22 protein-coding genes and 1 pseudogene are annotated in these 21,426 nt (G+C 67.1%); 5 read left to right on the top strand and 18 right to left on the bottom strand.

Annotation, left to right across the window (positions count from 1 at the left end; all coding sequences use genetic code 11):
• Positions 1-309 (bottom strand): acylphosphatase, encoded by a 309-nt coding sequence (locus BKG60_RS12130; protein ID WP_070187879.1) that lies wholly within the window; start codon positions 307-309, stop codon positions 1-3.
• Complete coding sequence (locus BKG60_RS12125) at positions 306-713, bottom strand: OsmC family protein (protein ID WP_070187878.1); 408 nt, start codon at positions 711-713, stop codon at positions 306-308. Before BKG60_RS12125 ends, BKG60_RS12130 begins: the two co-directional genes overlap by 4 nt.
• 139 nt (positions 714-852) lie before the next feature.
• Here BKG60_RS12125 and BKG60_RS12120 point away from each other — a divergent pair, with 139 nt between their 5' ends.
• Positions 853-1,680 carry an Rv0361 family membrane protein gene (locus BKG60_RS12120; RefSeq protein ID WP_070187877.1) on the top strand — a complete coding sequence of 276 codons (828 nt, stop codon included), beginning with the start codon at positions 853-855 and terminating at the stop codon, positions 1,678-1,680.
• A gap of 21 nt (positions 1,681-1,701) precedes the next feature.
• Here BKG60_RS12120 and mutM read toward each other — a convergent pair whose 3' ends face one another.
• From mutM to BKG60_RS12065, 11 genes and pseudogenes are all read right to left on the bottom strand, one after another.
• Positions 1,702-2,574: a bifunctional DNA-formamidopyrimidine glycosylase/DNA-(apurinic or apyrimidinic site) lyase gene (gene mutM, locus BKG60_RS12115; RefSeq protein WP_070947143.1), complete on the bottom strand. Its 873-nt coding sequence runs from the start codon at positions 2,572-2,574 to the stop codon at positions 1,702-1,704.
• 6 nt (positions 2,575-2,580) lie between these two features.
• A complete protein-coding gene (rnc, locus tag BKG60_RS12110; protein ID WP_070947144.1) occupies positions 2,581-3,273 on the bottom strand; it encodes a ribonuclease III in 693 nt (230 codons plus the stop codon).
• Positions 3,270-3,887 (bottom strand): YceD family protein, encoded by a 618-nt coding sequence (locus tag BKG60_RS12105; protein ID WP_070187874.1) that lies wholly within the window; start codon positions 3,885-3,887, stop codon positions 3,270-3,272. Before BKG60_RS12105 ends, rnc begins: the two co-directional genes overlap by 4 nt.
• 65 nt (positions 3,888-3,952) lie before the next feature.
• Complete coding sequence (gene sepIVA, locus BKG60_RS12100) at positions 3,953-4,690, bottom strand: cell division protein SepIVA (RefSeq protein WP_070187873.1); 738 nt, start codon at positions 4,688-4,690, stop codon at positions 3,953-3,955.
• A 144-nt stretch (positions 4,691-4,834) separates the two neighbouring features.
• Positions 4,835-5,146, bottom strand: a pseudogene (locus BKG60_RS12095) (hemerythrin domain-containing protein); the annotation flags it as partial.
• A 4-nt stretch (positions 5,147-5,150) separates the two neighbouring features.
• On the bottom strand, positions 5,151-5,627 hold the full coding sequence (gene coaD, locus BKG60_RS12090) for a pantetheine-phosphate adenylyltransferase (protein ID WP_070187871.1): 477 nt from the start codon (positions 5,625-5,627) through the stop codon (positions 5,151-5,153).
• 38 nt (positions 5,628-5,665) lie between these two features.
• Positions 5,666-6,220: a 16S rRNA (guanine(966)-N(2))-methyltransferase RsmD gene (rsmD, locus tag BKG60_RS12085; protein WP_075909656.1), complete on the bottom strand. Its 555-nt coding sequence runs from the start codon at positions 6,218-6,220 to the stop codon at positions 5,666-5,668.
• Positions 6,217-9,636, bottom strand: coding sequence for a pyruvate carboxylase (locus tag BKG60_RS12080; RefSeq protein WP_070187869.1), 3,420 nt, complete (start codon positions 9,634-9,636; stop codon positions 6,217-6,219). The genes rsmD and BKG60_RS12080 overlap by 4 nt, the downstream gene beginning before the upstream one ends.
• A 34-nt stretch (positions 9,637-9,670) precedes the next feature.
• Entirely contained in the window at positions 9,671-10,294 is a 624-nt protein-coding gene (locus BKG60_RS12075; RefSeq protein WP_070945279.1) for a vitamin K epoxide reductase family protein, read from the bottom strand.
• Positions 10,291-11,127, bottom strand: a complete 837-nt coding sequence (locus BKG60_RS12070) for a DsbA family protein (RefSeq protein ID WP_075909655.1) — start codon at positions 11,125-11,127, stop codon at positions 10,291-10,293. The genes BKG60_RS12075 and BKG60_RS12070 overlap by 4 nt, the downstream gene beginning before the upstream one ends.
• 27 nt (positions 11,128-11,154) lie before the next feature.
• On the bottom strand, positions 11,155-12,291 hold the full coding sequence (locus BKG60_RS12065; RefSeq protein WP_171054957.1) for an alpha/beta hydrolase: 1,137 nt from the start codon (positions 12,289-12,291) through the stop codon (positions 11,155-11,157).
• 13 nt (positions 12,292-12,304) lie between these two features.
• Between BKG60_RS12065 and BKG60_RS12060 the strand changes: the two genes are divergently transcribed.
• Both BKG60_RS12060 and BKG60_RS12055 read left to right on the top strand, forming a co-directional pair.
• A complete protein-coding gene (locus BKG60_RS12060) occupies positions 12,305-13,132 on the top strand; it encodes an aldo/keto reductase (RefSeq protein WP_075909653.1) in 828 nt (275 codons plus the stop codon).
• Between the two features lie 5 nt (positions 13,133-13,137).
• Positions 13,138-13,980, top strand: a complete 843-nt coding sequence (locus BKG60_RS12055; protein ID WP_075909652.1) for an aldo/keto reductase — start codon at positions 13,138-13,140, stop codon at positions 13,978-13,980.
• Between the two features lie 131 nt (positions 13,981-14,111).
• On the opposite strand, the gene BKG60_RS12050 is transcribed toward BKG60_RS12055, so the two are convergent.
• The 3 genes from BKG60_RS12050 to BKG60_RS12040 are packed head-to-tail and all read right to left on the bottom strand — an operon-like array spanning position 14,112 to position 18,702.
• Positions 14,112-14,819 (bottom strand): HNH endonuclease family protein, encoded by a 708-nt coding sequence (locus BKG60_RS12050; protein WP_075909651.1) that lies wholly within the window; start codon positions 14,817-14,819, stop codon positions 14,112-14,114.
• Entirely contained in the window at positions 14,816-17,065 is a 2,250-nt protein-coding gene (recG, locus tag BKG60_RS12045; RefSeq protein ID WP_075909650.1) for an ATP-dependent DNA helicase RecG, read from the bottom strand. Before recG ends, BKG60_RS12050 begins: the two co-directional genes overlap by 4 nt.
• A complete protein-coding gene (locus BKG60_RS12040; protein ID WP_070945272.1) occupies positions 17,065-18,702 on the bottom strand; it encodes a DAK2 domain-containing protein in 1,638 nt (545 codons plus the stop codon). The genes recG and BKG60_RS12040 overlap by 1 nt, the downstream gene beginning before the upstream one ends.
• 262 nt (positions 18,703-18,964) lie before the next feature.
• Between BKG60_RS12040 and rpmB the strand changes: the two genes are divergently transcribed.
• Entirely contained in the window at positions 18,965-19,159 is a 195-nt protein-coding gene (gene rpmB / locus BKG60_RS12035; RefSeq protein ID WP_003881125.1) for a 50S ribosomal protein L28, read from the top strand.
• A gap of 69 nt (positions 19,160-19,228) precedes the next feature.
• Positions 19,229-19,585 carry a hypothetical protein gene (locus BKG60_RS12030; protein WP_131823174.1) on the top strand — a complete coding sequence of 119 codons (357 nt, stop codon included), beginning with the start codon at positions 19,229-19,231 and terminating at the stop codon, positions 19,583-19,585.
• Between the two features lie 3 nt (positions 19,586-19,588).
• Here the strand turns inward: BKG60_RS12030 and BKG60_RS12025 are convergent, their stop codons facing one another.
• Positions 19,589-20,299, bottom strand: a complete 711-nt coding sequence (locus BKG60_RS12025) for a uracil-DNA glycosylase (protein ID WP_070188968.1) — start codon at positions 20,297-20,299, stop codon at positions 19,589-19,591.
• 24 nt (positions 20,300-20,323) lie between these two features.
• Positions 20,324-21,307 carry a thiamine-phosphate kinase gene (locus tag BKG60_RS12020; protein ID WP_120764898.1) on the bottom strand — a complete coding sequence of 328 codons (984 nt, stop codon included), beginning with the start codon at positions 21,305-21,307 and terminating at the stop codon, positions 20,324-20,326.
• Between the last annotated feature and the right edge of the window lie 119 nt (positions 21,308-21,426).

Below are 21,426 nucleotides of genomic sequence, written 5' to 3'. Positions count from 1 at the left end.
CTACCGTTCGCGAAACCCCGCCATCGGGGCGTCGGCATCCGCCCAATCTGCGACGACGTGATCCACCGACCCCGGCGTCTGCCCGCTCTGCAGCAGCTCAAGCAATCGCTGACATTTCTCGCGCGGCCCCTGGGCCACCACGTGCACCCGGCCGTCGGGGCGATTCGAAGCAAACCCGGTCAGGCCGAGCTCCAGCGCCCGTGACCGGGTCCACCACCGGAACCCCACGCCTTGCACATGACCGTGCACCCAGGCACTCAGGCGCACCTCGGCGCCGGGCCCATCCGCGGGGAGTTCCGGCCCGGTCATCGACTAGCGACCTCGAACTTCACCTCTGTGCCCGATTTGAGGGTCCGGCCGACTGTGCAGACCTGGTCGATCGCGCGTTCGACCACCGTCAGCAGCCGGGCCACCTCGGCTTCTGAGAGGTTCGACACGTCGATCTCGAGTTTCTCCTCCAGCAGCGGGTAACGCTCCTGCTCCCGGTCCGCCGGGCCCGAGACCCGGATCGTCGCCGGATAGTCGTCGCCCAAGCGGCGGCGCAGTGGCTGGTCACTGGACATGCCGCTGCACGCCGCCAGGGCGATTTTCATCAACTCGCCCGGGGTGAACACGCCCTCGACGTCCTCGCTGCCGACCAGTACCTCTGCACCGCGCGAACTGCGCCCGACATACCTGCGCACACCGGTGCGGTCAACCCAAAGTTCGGTCATGCGGTATTTCTACACGTCGCGACACGCGGGTATTCCGGCGGTGACGGCTGCCGATTCACCCCGACGCTCATGATTCGGGGCGCCGGCGAACGAGACAGCGACGATAGACTCGACTGACCGACTTTCGCCGAGGAGCACTGTGACCTATCCGCCGAGTAATCCGCCCACTCCGCCACCGGGTTCTCCCGAGCCGTGGCAGCAGCCGTACCAGCAGGGCGGGCCTCAGGGATATCCGAACACCGGCGGTAATCCCGAGCAGCCTTTCGGCTCGCCCTACGGGGCACCTCAGCAGCCGCAGCAGCCCTACGGATCCCCTTACGGTCCACCACAGCAGCCGCAGCAGCCCTACGGATCCCCCTACGGGGCACCGCAGCAGCCGCAACAACCTCAGAACCCCTACGGATCACCGTATGGAGCGCCCCAGCAGCCTTACGGAACGCCTTACGGAGCCCAGCCTTACGGCGCTCCGCAGCAGCCATACGGCTACCCCACTCCGCAACCGCCCAAAGGTGGCAACGGCAAATGGCTCGCGATCGCTGGTGCGGTCCTCGCGGTGGTCGTGGTGGTCGGGGCCGTCCTCATCTTCGGGCTGGGCGGCGATTCGAAGTCCAACGGCCGCATCAGCGCGGGCTCCTCGACCGGCGAGAGTTCGGCCGAGCAGGAGGTCAGAGAATTCCTCGAACAGGTGATGGCCGACAAAGGTGACTTCAAGGACGCCCTGCCCTACTTCTGCCAAGCCGATCAGGACCTTTTCGAGAAGGTAGGCGGTTTGGACGCGATCGATATTCCGCACGACAACACCGGCGCGAACGAGACCGCAGAGATCAGCAAGATCACGGTCACCGGTGACAAGGCCGTGGTGGATCTGTCGACAAGCCGGGGTGCGGCCAAGTTCTACCTGCGCAAGGAGAACGGGTCGTGGAAGATCTGCATGTCCGACTCGCCGGAGCTGTCCGGCATCCGATGAGCGCCGCTCACCTCTGCGGCGTCAGCCTCGCGGGCCCCTCGGGCGGGGCTGACATCGTGGACAGTAAAACGACGACCGATTCATGAACTTGTCGCGGCGCATCACCGCGCCGCACCGTCGGCACGGTTCCCCTTCGCGGCCGTAGGCGTCCAACGACCGTTCGAAGTACCCGGATTCGCCGTTGACATTGACATACAGCGAATCGAATGACGTCCCGCCCTGACTCAGCGCGTCGGTCATCACCTCCGCCGCGGCGTCGAGCACTTCTGCCAGTCGGCGACGCGGCAGCAGTGCTGCGGTTCTGGCGCCGTTGACCTTGGTCCGCCACAGTGCCTCGTCGGCGTAGATGTTGCCGATACCGGACACCACGGTCTGATCGAGCAGCTGACGTTTGATCTCAGAGTGCTTGCGCCGCAGCACGGTAACCACATGGTCGCGGTCGAAGAGCGGGTCGAGCGGATCACGGGCTACGTGCGCCACCGGTTGCGGCACCGCGGTGCCGTCGACCGTCACCAACTCGGCCAGCTGCCAGCCGCCGAACGTACGTTGGTCGACGAAGCTCAAGGCCGTGCCGTCGTCGAGCATCGCGGCGATCCGCAGATGCCGATCGTCACGGATCGGCCCCAGCAGCATCTGGCCGCTCATCCCGAGGTGCACCACCAAGGCGCCGGTCTCCTCGCCGTCGTCGGCCCCCAGGGTCAGCCACAGATACTTGCCGCGGCGACCGGTCCCGGTGATGCGGGCACCGAGTAGCCGGGCGGTCAGGTCAGCGGGGCCGGCCTCATGACGGCGTATGGCGCGCGGATGATGCACCCGCACCGCCGAAATCGATTTGCCCGCAACATGTTCCTGTAACCCGCGGCGGACTACCTCTACCTCGGGTAGCTCGGGCATCGATGCTCACGCATTGTCGAGTGCATTCCAGGCTGCGGCGGCCGCCTTGAGTTCAGCCTCTTTCTTGTTGCGACCGACGCCCCTTCCGTACTCGACATCGGCCACCACCACGACCGCCGAGAACTCCTTGTCGTGATCGGGCCCGGTTGAGGTCACCACATAGCTGGGAGCCCCGAGGCCGCGGGAGGCGGTCAGCTCCTGCAAGCTGCTCTTCCAATCCAGTCCGGCGCCCAGCGTCGGCGCCGTATCGAGCAGCTCACCGAACAACCGCAGGATCACCTCACGCGAAGTCCTCAGACCGTGTTGCAAGTAGATTGCGCCGAGCAGGGATTCAACCCCATCGGCGAGGATGCTGGACTTGTCGGCACCACCGGAGTTCTCCTCGCCCTTGCCCAGAAACAGGTGAGTGCCGAGGCCGCCGTCGGTCAGCCCGCGGCCCACATCGGCCAGCGCCTGGGTGTTGACGATGCTGGCGCGAAGCTTCGCCAGATCCCCCTCCGAGCGCTCGGGGTGGCGGTGATAGAGCTCCTCGGTGATCGTCAATCCGAGCACCGCGTCGCCGAGGAACTCCAGCCGCTCGTTGGTCGGCAGGCCACCGTTCTCGTAGGAATAGCTGCGATGGGTCAACGCGATGGTGAGTAGTTCGGCCGGGAGGTCGACGCCGAGTGCCTCCAGCAAATCCGCGTGCGGGTCGGTCACTCGTCGCCCCTGGGCCGTTCTTCGTCGGGCAACATCGCGGCCAGCTTGGCCCAGCGAGGGTCGATCTTGTCGTGGTGATGTCCCGGCTCGGCGCTGGCCAGCGCGACACCGCAATCGGGGCACAGGCCCGGACAATCCGGACGACACAGCGGGGAGAACGGCAATGCCAATCCGACGGCGTCGATGATCGGCTGTTCCAGATCGACCGTGTCGGCCTGCCCGGAGCCGCCCACCCGACCGAGCTCGTCAGCCTCGGTCGTCTCGTCAGTGGTGCTGTCGGGGTAGGCGTACAGCTCGGTCAGGTCGATCTCGACATCGCCGGTCAGCTCTTGCAGGCAACGCGCGCACTCGCCGACGGTGGGGGCCGAGACGGTTCCGCTGACCAGCACACCCTCCGAAACCGACTGAAGCTGCAGATCGAGCTGCAGCGGCGCGCCCTTCTCGATGGCGACCAGCTCGGCGCCGATCCGCACCGGGCTGGGCACCGTTTCCTGGTGAGCCAAGAACGAACCCGGTCGCCGACCCAGGCGGGAAACATCGATCACCAAGGGCGATCGGGGGTTACTGCGCTTATCGGGCCCCTCCCGACCGGCCGATCTCGCGTGCGTCGCCATGCTTCCGATCCTACGGCGGCGGCAGAGCGCGCCACGACGCAGTAGCGCGCCGACACCGCCTGCCGTCAGCGGGTGGCGTAATCGTGTGTACCCGCGGTCGTGCGCAGCTGGTGACGTCCGCGGCCAACAGAGCGCAACGTGCCGTTGAGGAACTCCTCGAACTCCGCCAGTTTGCTGTCGACGTAGATGTCGCACTCCCCGCGCAACCGGTCGGCTTCGGCGTGCGCCGCGTCGATGAGGCGGGTGGCCTCAGCGGTCGCCGTCGCGACGATCTCGGTCTGCGACACGAGGCGCTGCTGCTCCTTGATGCCCTCCTGGACAGCCTTCTCGTAGGACAGGTTGCCGTTCTCGATCAGGCGGTCGGCTTCGGCCTTCGCCCGGCCCGTGCTGGCGTCGTACTCGCGCTTCGCCACCGCCGCCTGCCGCGCCGCCTCTTCGCGCGCCTCACCGACCATGCGCTCACTGTGCTGGCGCGCCTCGGCGACCATCCGATCGGCCTGGGCCTTGGCATCGGCCAAAAGCCGGTCGGCCTCACTCCTGGCGTGGTTGAGCATGCCGTCGGCGTCCGCGTTGGACTTGGACATCACCGACTCGCAGTGTTCCTTGGCCTCGCGCAACAGCGAGTCACGTGCATCGAGGACGTCCTGCGCGTCGTCGAGCTCGCCCGGAATGGCGTCCTTGATGTCATCGATCAACTCGAGGACGTCCCCTCGCGGGACCACGCAACCGGCGGTCATCGGCACGCCGCGCGCTTCTTCGACGATCGCGCCGAGCTCGTCGAGCGCTTCAAAAACTCGGTACACGGCAAAACCCTCCAGGTCGTCGTTGTTAGTGACTAGTGTGCCTGGTGTTACGCCTGTGACTGGGGAGCGCAAACGGTGTGTCGCCCCGGCCGTCGCCGGCTGTGAGCGGCGTCATCCCGCCATCGGCCGGTCGTTTGGGCAAATTCACCGCAGCGCGGCGCCGATCAGATCGCGTGCCCGATCGAGCATCGAGGCGAACGGTCCGACCGCGAAATTCAGCGCAGCCGATTCCACCCCGGGGTGCGGGCGGGTGGGCGCGATCGCCTCGGCGGCCTGAACGGACTTGACCATCCGTTCGAGATCGTCGGCGTCGAGCTTGCGATGTAGCTTGTCGAACTCTTCGTGTTCTTCGTGCTCGGCGTGGTCGATCACGGCGTCGCGGAACTTGGCGAGTTCGGTGATGAACTCATCCGAGTCGACGTCCATGCTCTCCAGCTTGGACAGCTGCTCCTTCGCGGAGCTAACCCCCGAGCTTCTCCCGCAACCGGCGGTTGACCGGCTCGGGAAGCAGTGCAGACACGTCACCGCCCAGGGAGGCAACCTCCTTGGCCAACGACGACGACACGAACGAATACTGCGGCGTGGTCGCGACGAAGAACGTGTCGACACCGGCCACGTGCTTGTTCATCTGCGCCATCTGCAGCTCGTACTCGAAGTCGGTGCCGGTGCGCAGGCCCTTGACGATCGCGGTCAGCCCACGGGCCTTGACGAAGTCGACCACCAGGCCCTGCCCCGACTCGACCCTCAGATTCGGCAGGTGCGCCGTCGACTCGGCGATCATCGCCATACGCTCGTCGAGATCGAACATGCCCTTCTTGTTGGGATTCACCAGAACCGCGACCACGACTTCGTCGAACTGCGCAGCCGCGCGCTCGAAGATGTCCACATGGCCAAGGGTCACCGGGTCGAAGGAACCGGGGCATACCGCGCCACTCATGGGTGACGACGCTACAGGCCGCCGAATCAGCCGCTCCGCTAGCCCACTTCGGCGAGCTCGACGCGAGTGTCGCCGTAGCGCCGGGTGCTCAGCTCATCCCAGCCCGTCGGCCAACTCGCCGGCCGGCTCGACGCGCGTCGCTCGACCAGCACGAGGGTGCCCGCGGCCACCCATCCGGTACCGGCCAACGCCGCGAGCATCGCATCGACTGCGGCGTCATCCAGGTCATAAGGCGGGTCGGCGAACACCAGATCCACCGGCCGCGTCGCACCGCCGGCCAATACCGTGTCGACACTGCCCCGGCGTACCGTGGCGTGGCGGACGCCGAGAGCGGCGATGTTCTCGGCGATGACCGTGGCCGCCCGCGCATCCGACTCGACAAAAGTGGCCGACGTTGCGCCCCGCGAAAGCGCTTCCAGGCCAAGCGCTCCCGAACCTGCGTACAGATCCAGCACAGCCAATCCGGCGAAGTCCAGCCGCGCCGTCAACGCATTGAACACGGCCTCCCTGACCCGATCGGAAGTAGGCCGGGTACCGCTGCGCGGCACCGCAATCCGACGGCCCCCGTACGCGCCGGCGATGATGCGGGTCAGATTGATCCCCCGGTCGCTTCGCTCCTGCCCGCCGAACCGACCACCACCAGGAGGTCACCGCCTTCGACCTGGGCCGTGGCAGCTACCGCGACGCGTTCGACAGTGCCGGCCCTGGGCGCGGTGATCGCGGCTTCCATCTTCATCGCCTCGATGGTGGCAATGGTCGCGCCGGCCTCCACCGTGTCACCGGCGGCGACGCCGACGGTGACCACACCGGCGAACGGGGCCGCGACATGATCCGGGTTGTTGCGGTCGGCCTTCTCGGCGGCCGGGACCTCACTGGCGATGCTGCGGTCGCGCACCGTGATCGGACGAAGTTGCCCGTTGAGGATGCACATCACCGTGCGCATACCGCGTTCGTCGGCATCCGAGATCGCTTCCAGACCGATCAGCAACTGCACACCGCGCTCGAGCTCGACCCGATGCTCCTCGCCGTAACGCAGACCGTAGAAGAACTGGTTGGCGCTCAGACCAGAGGTGTCCCCGTACTCCTCGCGGTGCGCCTCGAACTCCTTGGTCGGCCCCGGGAACAACAACCGGTTCAACGCCGCCTGACGCTTGGGACCGGGCGCAGCCAACAACGCTTCGTCCTCGACCGAGAGTTCCTGGATCGGCCTGGCCGGACCCCGCCCTTCGAGAGCCTTGGTCCGCAACGGCTCCGGCCATCCGCCCGGTGGGTCACCGAGTTCGCCGCGCAGGAAACCGATCACGCTGTCGGGGATGTCGTAGCGGGCCGGGTCGGCGGCAAACTCCTGCGCGCTCACACCGGCGCCCAACAGCGCCAGTGCCAGATCCCCGACCACCTTGCTCGACGGGGTCACCTTCACCAGCCGACCCAACATCCGGTCGGCCGCAGCGTAATTGGCTTCGATGTCCTCGAACCGGTCCCCGAACCCCAGCGCGATGGCCTGCTGGCGCAGATTGCTCAACTGCCCACCGGGGATCTCGTGGGTGTAGACCCGTCCCGTCGGAGAAGGAAGGCCGGACTCGAACGGCGCGTACACCTTTCGCAGCGCCTCCCAGTACGGCTCCAGATCGCACACCGCGCCCAGCGACAACCCGGTGTCGTACTCGGTATGGGCGGCCGCGGCCACGATCGAGGACAAGGCCGGCTGACTGGTAGTGCCGGCCAGCGGCGCCGCCGCACCGTCGACCGCAGACGCACCGGCCTGCCAGGCCGCCAGATACGTGGCCAACTGCCCACCCGGGGTGTCATGGGTGTGCACGTGCACCGGCAGATCGAAGCGAGACCGCAACGCGCTCACCAACAGATGTGCCGACTGCGGGCGCAACAACCCGGCCATGTCCTTGATCGCGAGCACATGCGCGCCCGCGTCGACGATCTGCTCGGCCAACTTGAGGTAGTAGTCCAGCGTGTACAGATTCTCCGCCGGGTCCGACAGGTCTCCGGTGTAGGACATCGCGACTTCGGCGATCGCCGTGCCGGTTTCGCGCACCGCGTCGATCGCCGGACGCATGGATTCGACATTGTTGAGCGCGTCGAAGATCCGGAAGATGTCAATGCCGGTGGCCGCTGCTTCTTCCACGAACGCCTGGGTCACCAGTTCCGGATAGGGCGTGTAGCCCACCGTGTTGCGGCCCCGCAACAGCATCTGCAGGCAGATGTTGGGTATGGCCTCACGCAGCGCAGCCAGGCGCTCCCACGGGTCTTCCTTCAAGAACCGAAGCGCCACATCGTAAGTCGCCCCGCCCCAACATTCGATGGACAGCAGCTGCGGCATCATCCGCGACACATACGGTGCCACCTTCAGCAGCCCGGTGGACCGCAGCCGCGTGGCCAGCAGTGACTGATGGGCATCGCGGAACGTCGTATCGGTAACGCCGACCGCCTTGGAATCGCGCATCCAACGTGCGAACCCTTCGGGCCCCAACTCAACCAGGCGCTGCTTGGAGCCCGCCGCAGGCACCGTCGACAGGTCCAGCGCAGGCAGCTTGTCCTGCGGGTACACCCCCGTCGGTCGCTCGCCGTTGGGCTTGTTCACCGTGACATCAGCCAGGTAGTTCAAGATCTTGGTGCCGCGGTCGGCCGGGGTGTGCGCGGTCAGCAACTGCGGGCGATCGTCGATGAACGAAGTGGTGATCCGTCCGGCACGGAAATCCGGATCGTCGATCACCGCCTGCAAAAACGGGATGTTCGTCGACACACCGCGAATCCGGAACTCGGCCAGCGCCCGCCGGGCACGCGAGACCGCGGTGGAGAAGTCCCGCCCGCGGCAGGTCAGCTTGACCAGCATCGAATCGAAATGCGCCGAGATCTCGGCACCCAGGTTCGAGCCACCGTCCAAGCGGATACCCGCACCGCCGGGCGACCGGTAGGCGGTGATCCGCCCGGTATCCGGCCGGAACCCATTGGCCGGATCCTCGGTCGTGATCCGACACTGCATCGCGGCCCCGCGGATCACCAACGAGTCCTGGCTCAAGCCCAGATCGGCCAGGCTCTCCCCGGCCGCGATGCGCAACTGCGAGCCAACCAGGTCCACGTCGGTGATCTCCTCGGTCACCGTGTGCTCCACCTGGATACGTGGATTGCACTCGATGAACACGTGATGGCCGCGCTCGTCGAGCAGGAACTCGATGGTGCCCGCGCAGCTGTAGCCGATCTGTCGGGCCAGAGCCACCGCATCCGCGCAAATCTGTTCGCGCAAACCAGGATCCAGATTCGGTGCCGGCGCCAGCTCGATCACCTTCTGGTGCCGCCGCTGCACGCTGCAATCCCGCTCGAACAGGTGCATCACGTTGCCCTGCGTATCGGCGAGGATCTGCACCTCGATGTGGCGCGGGTTGATGACGGCCTGCTCCAGATACACCGCGGGATCACCGAAGGCCGACTCCGCCTCCCGCGAGGCCGCCTCCACCGCCTCGGGCAGCGCCTCGGGGTCGGTGACGCGACGCATACCGCGCCCACCACCACCGGACACCGCCTTGACGAACAGCGGGAACGTCATATCCCGTGCCGCGGCGACCAATTCGTCCACCGACGACGACGGCGCCGAGGACGCGAGCACCGGCAGTCCCGCGGCCTTCGCCGCCGCGATCGCCCGTGCCTTGTTGCCGGTCAATTCCAAAACCTGCGCCGAAGGCCCCACAAACGTGATGCCCGCCTCTGCACACGCCGAGGCCAGTTCCGGGTTCTCCGACAAGAACCCGTATCCCGGATAGACCGCATCCGCACCGGAATGCTTGGCCACCCTGATGATCTCTTCCACCGACAGGTATGCCCGTACCGGATGACCGATCTCACCGATCTGATACGACTCGTCGGCCTTCAACCGGTGCAGCGAATTGCGATCCTCATACGGATACACCGCCACCGTCGCGATACCCATCTCATAAGCAGCACGGAACGCGCGGATCGCGATCTCGCCACGATTGGCGACTAGCAGTTTGGAAATCACGGGTAGACCTAACCGACAAGTTATTTCGGAAGTGTTACAGCAGCGTTGACCAGTATTCCCAGAAACGCACCAAGATCAACAGCACAAGTGAGGTGAACCAGAACGCCACGAGCGACCAGCGCCACTGGTAGACCGCCCGGGCGACCGCATTGGTGTGCAGCGGCCGCAGCGCGATGGAGCTCGTGACCACCAGCAGCGGGATGGTCACCGACCACACCACCATGCAGTACGGGCACAGGGCGCCGATGCGGTAGAGGCTCTGGAAGATCAGCCAGTGCACCAAGACGGCACCGAGCAGGGTTCCGGCGGCAAACCCGGCCCAGTACCAGCGCGGCAGCCGGACACCCGCCACCGCCAGCACGCCGGTGACCAGGGTGAGCGTGAACGCGACCACCCCGATCAGCGAATTCGGGAATCCGAAGACCGATGCTTGCGGGGTGGTCATCACCGACCCGCAGGAGATCACCGGGTTGATGCTGCAGGTCGGGACGTAAGCCGGATCGATCAGCAGCTCGATCTTCTCGACCGTGAGTGCCAGCGCCGCGGCCAGGCCGAGGACACCTGCGATGAGCACCCAGATGGCACTGGCCCTGCCCACCGCTACGCCCCGGGACTCCTCGGTCCCGAGCTCATCGAGCTCAGCGGCGGTGTCAGTCATGGGGCGGCAGGCGCGGGAGCGGGAGCTGCCGGTGCGGGAGCTGCCGGTGCGGCCGGAGCCCCAGGGGCAGGCGCAGCGGGTGCGGCGGGGCCGGGGGCCGGGCCCTTCAGCGCGGGTAGGTCACCGACGACTTCCTTGACCTTCGCGATCAGCGCGTCAGGGGTGCTCGGGTCGTAGTCCTCGCCGTTGAACCGGACGGACGGGGTCGAGCGGATTCCGGTGGCGGCCGCCATGCCCTGCACCATCTCGACGTACCGGCCCTTGGTGATGCAATCGGGTACCTCACCTGCGGCACCGGCCTGGCGGGCGAGCTCGATGATCCGGGCGTTGTCGGGGTAGACCCCGCCGCCCTCCTCCGGCTGGATACCGGGCGTGAAGAGAGCGGAATGGAAACGGCGGAATGCTTCGACGGACTCGTCGGCGATGCAGTACGCGGCGCCGCCGGCCCGCGACGAGTAACCGTTGCCGGCCCTGTCCAGGATCGCCACCATGTGGTAGTCGACGGCGACCGCGCCGGTGTCGATGAGCTTGTTGATGGTCGGGCCGAACTGCTGCTCCAGATTGCCGCAGGCCGGGCACAGGAAATCCTCGAAGAGGCTCAGCGTGACCTTGGGCTCGGTGGTGCCCTCCTTGGTGATCACGTTGGGCGCGGCCACGTGCACGGCCCGGGCTTCCCCCGCGGCCGGCCGCTTGTGGCCGGTGGTCACGATGTAGAGCACCAGGCCGACGGCAAACAGCACCACAACGGCTGTCAGTCCGATCTGAACCCACCGGTTGCGCTTGCGGTCAGCCGCCTTGAGGTCGTACTTCGCGGTCTTCTTCGGTTTGGCCACGTCGACCAGCGTACCGGCGCCGACCGGTCAACTTTCGGCGTGGCTGAGATGTGCGCGCAGCGCGGAGATCATCGCGCCCGTGGCGGTGGCGCTGCCGCCACCCAGCGGAAAGAAGTTGGCGAACGCGTGGATCATGGAGCGCTCCTCGCGAAGGTCGACCACCACCCCGGCCTCGCGCAGCGCCCGGGCATATCGGTTGCCCTCGTCCCGCAACGGATCGAATCCCGCGGTGACTACCAGTGCCGGAGGCAAGCCGGACAGATCCTCGCTGAGCAGCGGCGAAACCAGCGGATCCTGCGCCGACACCTCGGCGCCGTCGAGGTAATGCCCGGCAAACCAGTCCATGTCGCGCTTACCCAGGAAATAGCCGTCGGCGAACAATGTCTTGGATCGCGTGTCGCTCGACAGGTCGGTGACCGGATAGAGCAGCAGCTGCAATGCCGGCAACGGCAGTTCGGAGTCGCGGGCCTGCTGCGCCACCACGGCTGCCAGGTTGCCCCCGGCACTGTCTCCCCCGACGACGATGCGGGTGGCCCCCAGGCCGGCAGCATGGTCGAGTGCCCATTGGTACGCCGCGTAAGCGTCGTCGACGGCAGCGGGCGCCTTGTGCTCGGGCGCGAGCCGATAGTCGACGGAGATCACCTGGATTCCGCCGTCCCGGCAGATCAGCCGGCACAGGCTGTCGTGGGTGTCGAGGTCACCGATCACGAAGCCACCGCCGTGGAAGTACAGCAGCAGCGCCGGGAGCGCCGGGGACCCGCTGCCGTCGGGGACGTACCGTCGCGCCGACATCGGTCCAGCCGGCCCCGGGATGGAAATATCGGTCACGTCCGCACGGATCCGGGCCTTCATCATGCCCGCCGTCACCGCCAACGCCGCGCGAGATACGGCGACACCGGATTCCGGGCTGTAATCGGCAACCAATCCGCCGACTCCGGCCGCATGTTGGGCGGCCAGGGTGAACTGCAGCGTCGTGTCCAGGGTGTTGCCGTCGACCGTGACCGAACGCCCACCCAGCAACAGTCTCTTGAGCCGATCCGGGATCCGCGGAATCGCCGCCAAGGTGAACCCGGTCGCCCGTTCCAGCACCACCTGTTTGACCGCATCCCGGCCATGACCGTCACGTCTGCCTCCGACTGGTCCGCCTGGCAGACTTTCAGTCATGGCTGCTCCCTCTGTGAGTCCTCGTGTCACGCTCAACGACGGTAATTCGATACCGCAAGTCGGATTGGGGGTTTGGCAGACCCCCGCCGAAGAAACCGAACGTGCAGTGAGCGCGGCTCTGCAGGCAGGCTATCGGCACATCGACACCGCGGCCGCCTACCGCAACGAGGCCGAGACCGGCCGCGGCCTGGTCGACTCCGGGGTCCCCCGCGACGAAGTGTTCCTGGTGACCAAGCTGTGGAACAGCGACCAGGGATATGAGTCCACGCTGGCTGCGTTCGACGCCAGCCAGGACCGGCTCGGCGTCGACTATCTCGACCTTTATCTGATCCACTGGCCGATGCCGGCCAACAACGCATTTGTCGACACGTTCAAGGCGTTCGCGCACCTGCACGATCAGGGCCGGGTCCGGTCGATCGGAGTGAGCAACTTCGAACCCGAACACCTCGAGGTGCTCATCGACTCGACCGGCATCGTGCCCGCAGTCAATCAGGTCGAATTGCACCCACTGCTACCGCAACAAGAACTTCGTGAGGTGCACGCCAGACTGGGCATCGCCACCGAGGCCTGGAGCCCGCTCGGCCAGGGCGCGCTGCTGACCGATCCGGTGATCACCGGGATCGCCGAACGGCATGGTAAAACCGCCGCACAGGTACTGATTAGGTGGCATATCCATCTGGGTAATATCGTCATCCCCAAGTCGGTAAACCCCGAGCGGATCGTCAGCAATTTCGACGTGTTCGATTTCGATCTGGACGAAACGGACATGGCGGCCATCGCCACGTTGAAGACGGACACCCGCCTGGGTCCCGATCCGCGAACCTTCAACTTCACAGGATAGGTGACATGACCTCCTCGGACGGGGCTGCGATTCCCACCGTCACGCTCAACGACGACCGCACGATCCCCGTGGTCGGCCTCGGCGTCGGCGGCCTCTCGGATTCTGAGGCAGAGCGCGTGGTGTCCGCGGCACTGGAGGCGGGCCACCGGTTGATCGACACGGCAGCTGCCTATGACAACGAAGCCGGCGTCGGGCGCGCCATCGCGGCCTCGGGCATTCCCCGCGAAGACATCTCGGTCACCACCAAACTGGCCATCACCGACCACGGCTTCCAGTCCTCACAGAACGCCGGACGGGCCAGCCTGGAGCGGCTGGGCCTGGACTACGTCGACCTGTATCTGATCCATTGGCCCGGCAACGACGTCGGCAAGTACGTCGACAGCTGGGGTGGGCTGATGGCGCTCAAGCAGGAGGGGCTGGCCCGCTCCACCGGGGTGTCCAATTTCAGCCCGGAGAACCTCTCGACGATCGTCGACCTGACGTTCACGGCGCCCGCGGTCAATCAGATCGAGCTGCACCCGTTGCTGAACCAGAGTGACTGGCGGGCAGCGAACGCCCGGTACAACGTCGTCACACAGGCCTACAGCCCGCTCGGCGTCGGCAATCTGCTCGACAACCCGGCGGTCACGGCCATCGCCGAGGCGCACGGCAAAACCCCGGCGCAGGTGCTGATCCGCTGGAGCATCCAGCTGGGCAACATCGTGATCTCCCGGTCGACCAACCCGGAGCGGATCGCGTCCAACCTCGACGTGTTCGGCTTCGAGCTGAGCGCCGAGCAGATGGACAGCCTGAGCGGCCTCGATGACGGCACCCGGTTCCGGCCGGACCCGGCGACCTTCACGGGGTAACACCCCAAACCGGTGTCACTCCGCCGATCGGGCTGACCAGAATGGTTCCCGAAGTTCGCGCTTCAGCACCTTGCCGGGGTCCGTGCCCTCGTGACGGGCCCACGAGGATGACCGGTGACCGCCGAGGACTCTCAGCCCATGGGGCAGGTACCCGCGGCGTCACGCAGCACCACAGCCGACGCCGTGTCGACCGGCAGCGCGTACCCGCGCAGTACCTCGACGAACTGCACCGCGTATTGGCACCAGAACGCCCGGTTCGGCGGCATCCAATGGGCGGGTTCCTGATCGCCCTTGTCCTGATTGGCTTTACCCGCGACGGCCAGGAGATTGGCCGGGTCGTTGGCGAACCGCAACCGCAGGTCGTCGGGCCAGTCACGGGCCCCGAGGTCCCATGCCAAGGCCAACGGCACGATGTGGTCGATCTGTACCGAGGCACCGGTCTGATTGCCGCGGACGAACGACACCACCGCGTTCGTGTAGGGATCATGCAGAGTGCCCGTCGCCACGGCGGCCGGGCAACGCTTGATCGCGACGGACGTCTTGTCGACGAGGTCCCGGTTGAGGATGTCGTTGCGGGTGTCGCAGCCGTTGTGCCCGCCGGGCGCGCTGTTGTCGTCGTCCCAGGACTCGCCGAACGCCGCGCGACGATAGTCGTTGCCGCGGACGCGAACCGGAATCTGGAGCACACCGGCCAGCAGGTCGACGCCGGGCGCCACGGTGGGTGGCTGCGCCTGAGCCGCGAATCGCGCGGCGTCGTGCGTCGAAGTGGTCACCTGGACGGCGACCACCACCGCGAGTGCGACGGCCGCCACCAGCCACCACACCCGCGAGCCGGTCATGCCTTGTCCAGGTACTCGACGCGGTCGGTGTTCACGAATTGCGCTGCCAGCAGATCCATTCCGGGATCGTGCGGGCTCTGCTCGTACCGTCGCTCGCAGAATGCCCGGGCCTCCTGGATCACTTCGAGATGATCGCGTAGGGACAGGAAGCGCAGGTTGATGGTGCGCCCGGACTGGTTGAGGCCCAACACATCTCCCTCGCGACGCTCGTCGAGGTCGAGATCCGCCAGGGCGAAACCGTCCAGTGTCGCGGCCACGGCCTTGATCCGCTCACCGGCCTTGGAGGTTTCCGGGAGCCTGGTGGCCAGCAGGCACAGGCTGGGATGCTGACCGCGGCCGATCCGGCCGCGCAACTGATGCAGCTGGCTGATGCCGAAACGGTCGGCGTCCATCACCACCATCATGGTCGCGTTGGGCACGTCGACACCGACCTCGATGACGGTGGTACACACCAGAACATCGATCTCGCCGGCCCGGAACAGGCCCATCACCGCATCCTTCTCGTCACCGGACAACCGGCCGTGCATGAGCCCGAGCCGCAACCCCGAGAGCGGGCCCGCACTCAACCGGTCGAACAGGTCGACCACTGTGATGGGCGGTGGGCCGCCGCGATTGTCGTTCTTGTCGGCGGGCTTGTCCGATTCGTCGATGCGCGATGCCACCACATAGGCCTGCCGGCCGGCGCCCACCTCCTCACGGATCCTGGCCCAGGCCCGGTCCAGCCAGGTCGGCTTCTGAGAGATGAAAATGGTGTTGGTGGTGATGGGTTGACGGCCACGCGGCAGCTCGCGCAACGTCGAGGTCTCCAGGTCGCCGTACACCGTGAGCGCCACCGTGCGCGGAATCGGTGTGGCCGTCATCACCAAAAGATGCGGAGTCAGACCATCACGCGCCTTGGCGCGCAACGTGTCCCGCTGTTCAACCCCGAAGCGATGCTGTTCGTCGACGACCGCCATGCCCAAGTTGTGGAACTCGACCGCCTCCTGCAGCAATGCGTGCGTACCGACGACGATGCCGGCCTGCCCGGACGCCACCTGGGCACGCACCGCACGCTTCTGCGGTGCGGTCATCGACCCGGTGAGCAGAGCGACCCCGGTTGCCGTCTCGGCACCGCCGAGTTCCCCCGCCATCGCCAGCGGCCCAAGCACGTCACGGATCGAGCGCGCATGTTGGGCCGCAAGCACTTCGGTGGGCGCCAGTAAAGCGCACTGATAGCCCGCGTCGACCATCTGCAACATCGCCAACACCGACACGATGGTCTTACCCGAACCCACCTCGCCCTGCAGCATCCGGTTCATCGGCCGCGTCGACGCCAGCTCGCCCGAGATCACCTCCAGCACTTCGGATTGCCCGGCAGTCAGCTCGAAAGGCATCCGGCTGCGCATGGCAGCGGCCAGCCCGTGATCCAGCGGCGGTGCAGCAGGGCCGGATTCGCTCAGCTCGCTGTAGCGCCGGCCCACCAATCCCCACTGCAGGCCGATGGCCTCATCGAAGGTCAGCCGCTCCCGGGCCCGGTCACGCTGGGTCGAGTTCTCCGCCAGGTGGATCGCCCGCAACGCCTCATCCTCGGATATCAGGTTGTGTTGGCGGACAAAGTCTTCCGGAAGAGGATCGGGAATGGGATCGAGCATGTCGAGCGTCTGCCGCACACACGCGTAGATGTCCCAACTCTGTACCTTCGCCGACGCCGGGTAGATCGGGAAGAAGTCACGCTCGAACTCGGCCAGCATGTCCTCGCCGCTGGCTCCTGACGCCGACGCGATGGTGGTCAGCGACTTGGTGCCGATCTGCTTTCCTGGTGGCGGATTGAGCACCAGGAATGCCGGGTGGTTCAACTGCAGGGTGTTGCGGAAGTATTTGACCTCACCGGAGAGCATCAGGCGGGTGCCCTTCTCCACCTTGTCCACCATCCAGCCCGCATTGAAGAACGTGGCCGTCACCGCGGGCCGGTGATCCCCCAGTGCCACCCGCAGATACTTGGCCCGTCTGGTCCCACCGGATTTGGTTCGGACGGTCGAGCGCATCTCGCCGATCTCGGCTTTGGTCACCACGTCGATGAACGTGACGTGCTCGCCCTCCTCCAGATCGAGGGCCTCACCCTCCTCACGCACCGCCATGCCGTCGCTGTACTTTCGCGGGTAGTGCCGCAGCAGGTCGTTGACCGTGCGAAGGCCGAAATTCGCATTCAGCTTGTCCGCGTTCTTCTTTCCGATCACGAACTCGAGGCGCTCGCTGAGACTGACCACTACTCCACCCCGATCAGCAGGGCGTCGCCGCGGTGGCCCGTGTGATAGGTGACCAGCTCTGCGCCGAGGTGCTCGCGATGCACGTGGGCCTGCAGAGCCTCACCCACGGCGCCGTCCACACCGTCGCCGGTCAGCACCGTGATCAGCTCTCCGCCGGCCACCATCAGCAGATCGATCAACCCGGCGGCAGCCGTGGTGATGTCGGGCCCCACGATCAACACCTCGTCGCCGGCGATGCCCAGCCCGTCGCCCGGCTTGCAGGCACCCGCCCACGTCAACGCCTCTTCGCTGGCGAGCCTGACCGTCCCGTGCCGCGCGCCGGCGGCCGCCCGCGCCATGGTGTACCCGTCGTCGACGGCTTGTCTGCTCCCGTCGTGCACCGCCAGCGCCGCCAGCCCCTGCACCATCGACCCGGCCGGCACCGGCACGACGTCGATACCCCGCCCGATCGCCGCCGTGCAGCCGGCCACCAACTCCTCGGCGGCCACATAGCCGTTGGGCAGCACCATGACCTGGGCTGCCCCCACATCGATCAGGGCACGCAACAACTGCTGGGCGCTGATGGGCTCGTCCGCCTCGGGCCGCAGCACGTGTGCGCCCTCGCCGGCGAACAATTCCACGCCGCCGTCCCCATCGACGACGGCCAGCACGGCCCGCTCGCGGGCCCAGCCCCCGGTCGACCTGGGGCCCGGGCCCACTGTCAGGGCGGTGATCTGGATACGGTTCAGCGTCCCGACCGCGAGCCCGGCCTCAACCGCGGCCCCGGCATCGTCGAGGTGAACGTGCACCGAGTACTGGTCGCTGCCCGACGCAGCGATCGCCACGGACTCACCCATCTGTTCGAGCGCGGCCCGTAATCCCTCGACGGCCGGCGCACCGCAGCCCGTCAGCAGGTACATGACCTCGAACTGGGGTGGGGCCTCTGCGCCGGCAAGATCCGTCGCGGCCAGTGGAGTCTGCGGTGCCGGTGTGTAGACGGGCCGGGTGGGCGCATGCCCCGCCAGCGTGGCCGTCATGGCGTCGAGCAGGACCAGCAGGCCGCGCCCGCCCGAATCGACCACGCCGGCCTTGGCCAGCACGTCGAGCTGCTCCGGGGTGCGGTCCAGCGCGGCCGCCGCGGCATCGCCGGCGGCCGCGGCCGCATCGGCGACGTCACCACCTTCGGCCGCGCATCGCTCGGCGGCCCCGGCCGCGGCCTCCAGCACCGACACGATGGTGCCCGGCACCGGCTCGCCCATCGACGCACCGGCCAGGGCAGCGGCATGGCGCAGCGACGCGGCCAGCAGCGCGGCGTCCACAACGGAGAGATCACCGTCACGCTGAGCCGCCCCGGTGGTGATCGCCTCGGCCAGGCCGAGCAGGATCTGCGACAAGATCACCCCGGAGTTACCGCGAGCCCCCTGCAACGCCCCGGCCGCCAGCGCGCTGGCCAGGGCCGGGATGTCCCCGTCGACCGGTTCGGCGTCGACGTGCGCCCACGCCGAACGCATCGTGAACAGCATGTTTGTCCCGGTGTCTGCATCGGCCACCGGGAAGACGTTGAGCCGGTTGATCTCGTCGGTGTGGGCGATCAGATCATCGACGGCAGTGTGGGCCCAGGCGCGCAGAGCGGGACCGTCCAGCCGTCGAGCCGACATCGGACCTCCCAATCCCCATCAGATCCCCACAGAATGGCGCGGCCGTTCCCCCGCAGTCACCGCCGTGGGCGCCAGCCTATCGAGTTGCGGCGACACACTTGATCAGAGCACCGTCAGCTGTGGACAACCTGGAGTCGTGTTCACAGGCCGTTTTGGCGATCCTCTGGCCTCCCGGTATTCTGATCAGGTTGTCGGGTTGAGCCCCGCCGTTAGCGGCGAGCGGGCCCAGACCCCCAAGGACTGAATTCGAGGAGTTGTTGATATGGCTGCCGTGTGCGATATCTGCGGAAAGGCCCCGGGCTTCGGCAAGTCGGTGTCGCACTCGCATCGGCGGACCAGCCGACGCTGGGATCCGAACATCCAGTCGGTGCGTGCCGTTGCGCGTCCGGGTGGCAACAAGCAGCGCGTGAACGCCTGCACCTCCTGCATCAAGGCCGGCAAGGTCTCGCGCGGCTGACGTCGCGCGCCTGATCGGTGCGCGACCATCCTGTTTATCAGCGGTCACGGCGGGGTATGTGCTGCCGTCATGACCCCATGTCGTGCATCACACACACCGCCCTATGCGTTTGCTGCCGCCGTCGCGGTCGGCTTGATGCTGACCGCGTGTGGCGGCACCGCCTCCGACACAGATACCACCACCTCGGAGACCTCTACGACCACCGAGGCACCCGTGACCTCGGAAGGCCCGGCCACTCACACCGAGACCACGGTGATCGAGACCCCGGTATCGCCTGGCCCCGGATCGCCACCGGCTGAGATGCCCGGTCCGACCGAAGGGGACGGTGACGTGACCGTACAGATTCCTTCACCGGGTATCCCGTCACCCCCGCCGGTCCCGGCGCCGCCGGCGATCCCGGCCCCGCCGGCAGTACCGATGCCCTGACGCTCAGGGCAGCCGCCAGTCGATCGGATCGACACCCTTCTGCTGCAACAGCTCGTTGGCACGGCTGAACGGGCGCGAGCCGAAGAACCCGCGCGAAGCCGACAACGGCGACGGATGTGGCGATTCGATCGTCGCGCAGTCGCCCTCGGCCAACAGTGGTTTCAGCGTGGATGCGTCGCGACCCCAGAGCACCGCAACCATTGGTTGCTCACGGGCTACCAGCGCCCGGATCGCACACTCGGTCACCGCTTCCCAGCCTTTGCCTCGGTGGGAGGCCGGGGTGCCCGGAGACACCGTCAGCACCCTGTTGAGAAGCATCACGCCTTGTTCTGCCCACGGAGTGAGGTCACCGTTGGCCGGCTGCGGATGACCCAGATCCGCGCTGTACTCGGTGAAGATGTTCGACAGACTGCGCGGCAGTGGGCGCACGTCGGCACCGACCGAGAAACTGAGGCCGACAGCATGTCCCGGTGTCGGATACGGATCCTGGCCGACGATCAGCACTCGCACCTTGTCGAACGGAAAAGTGAAGGCGCGCAGGATATTCTGACCGGCAGGGAGATAACGTCGGCCCGCTGAGAGCTCAGCCCGCAGAAACTCCCCCATCTTCGAGACGTGCGCGCCCACCGGCTGGAGTGCGCGGGCCCAGCCGTCCTCGACCAGTTCATCCAGGGGACGTGCACCCGTTGAATTGCTTGTCGCATCCGCAGTCACAGAAAGCCAACTTAGCCTGACCACTCAGTCAAACGACTGCCATCCCGCACTCCCCGCCCACGGCGCGCCGTCGACGAGCACCGCGGCCGGACCTTTACCCACTCGACCGATGGCCCGCCACCCTGGTGGCGCAGCGCCCGGGAACGTCGCGACCAGCGCGTGGTCCTCGCCACCGCCGAGCACCCACGCCCACGGGTCGGCGCCCACTGCCGCGGCGGCCTCGGCGACCGCCTGCCGATCGCCCTCCAGAGAGCCGCGGTCCAGGTCGATGCGCACCCCGGAGGCCGCAGCGATGTGGCCCAGGTCGGCGAGCAGTCCGTCGGACACGTCGGTCATCGAGGTGGCACCCGCATCGGCGGCCCGCGCCCCCTGCCCATACGGCGGCTGCGGCGTCAGGTGCCGCTGCCGCAATTCGGGGAACCCGTCGACGCCGTCGAGCAGCAGCGCGTATCCCGCCGCGGAACGACCCAGCTCACCGACCACCGCGACGAGGTCACCGGGCCGGGCATCGCTGCGGCACACCGGTTCCCGCCCGCCGAGGTCGCCGAGGACCGTGACCGATATCACCCACTGCGGGGCGCTCACCAGGTCTCCCCCGGCGATGCTGGCACCCAGCCGGCGCGCCTCATCCCACAGGCCGTCGGCCAATTCGGCTCCGGCGGCGACCGGCGTGTCCGGCGGCGCCCCGAACGCCACCACGAATGCGGTGCTGCGGCCACCCATCGCTTCGATATCAGCGGCGTTCTGGGCGATCGCCTTGCGCCCGATGTCGTGCGGCGTCGACCAATCCAGCCGGAAATGGCGGTCTTGGATCAGCATGTCGGTGGAGACCACCGTGCGGCCGTCGGCCGAGGTCACCACTGCTGCGTCATCGCCCGGGCCCAACGTCACCACATCGGCTTGTACGCGCCCGGCCACCAAGCGGTCGATGACCACGAATTCTCCGGCTCCGCCCAGCGTGTCGTCGTTGTCGTCACCGGAAGCGCTGCCGATGGTCTCGCCGGTCACTAGGGCACCATCCTTATTGCGGGCCTTGTTGAGAGGTTCGTGGAAGGGACTCGGCGGGGGCCGAGGTGACGGCCAGCGTCGGTCGCTCGTAGAGGGCCTGCATGACACCGCCGCCCTCG

The sequence above is a fragment of the Mycobacterium syngnathidarum genome, from assembly GCF_001942625.1.
In the GTDB taxonomy this organism is placed as follows: Bacteria; Actinomycetota; Actinomycetes; order Mycobacteriales; family Mycobacteriaceae; genus Mycobacterium; species Mycobacterium syngnathidarum.
This window is presented reverse-complemented; position numbering and strand designations above follow the sequence as displayed.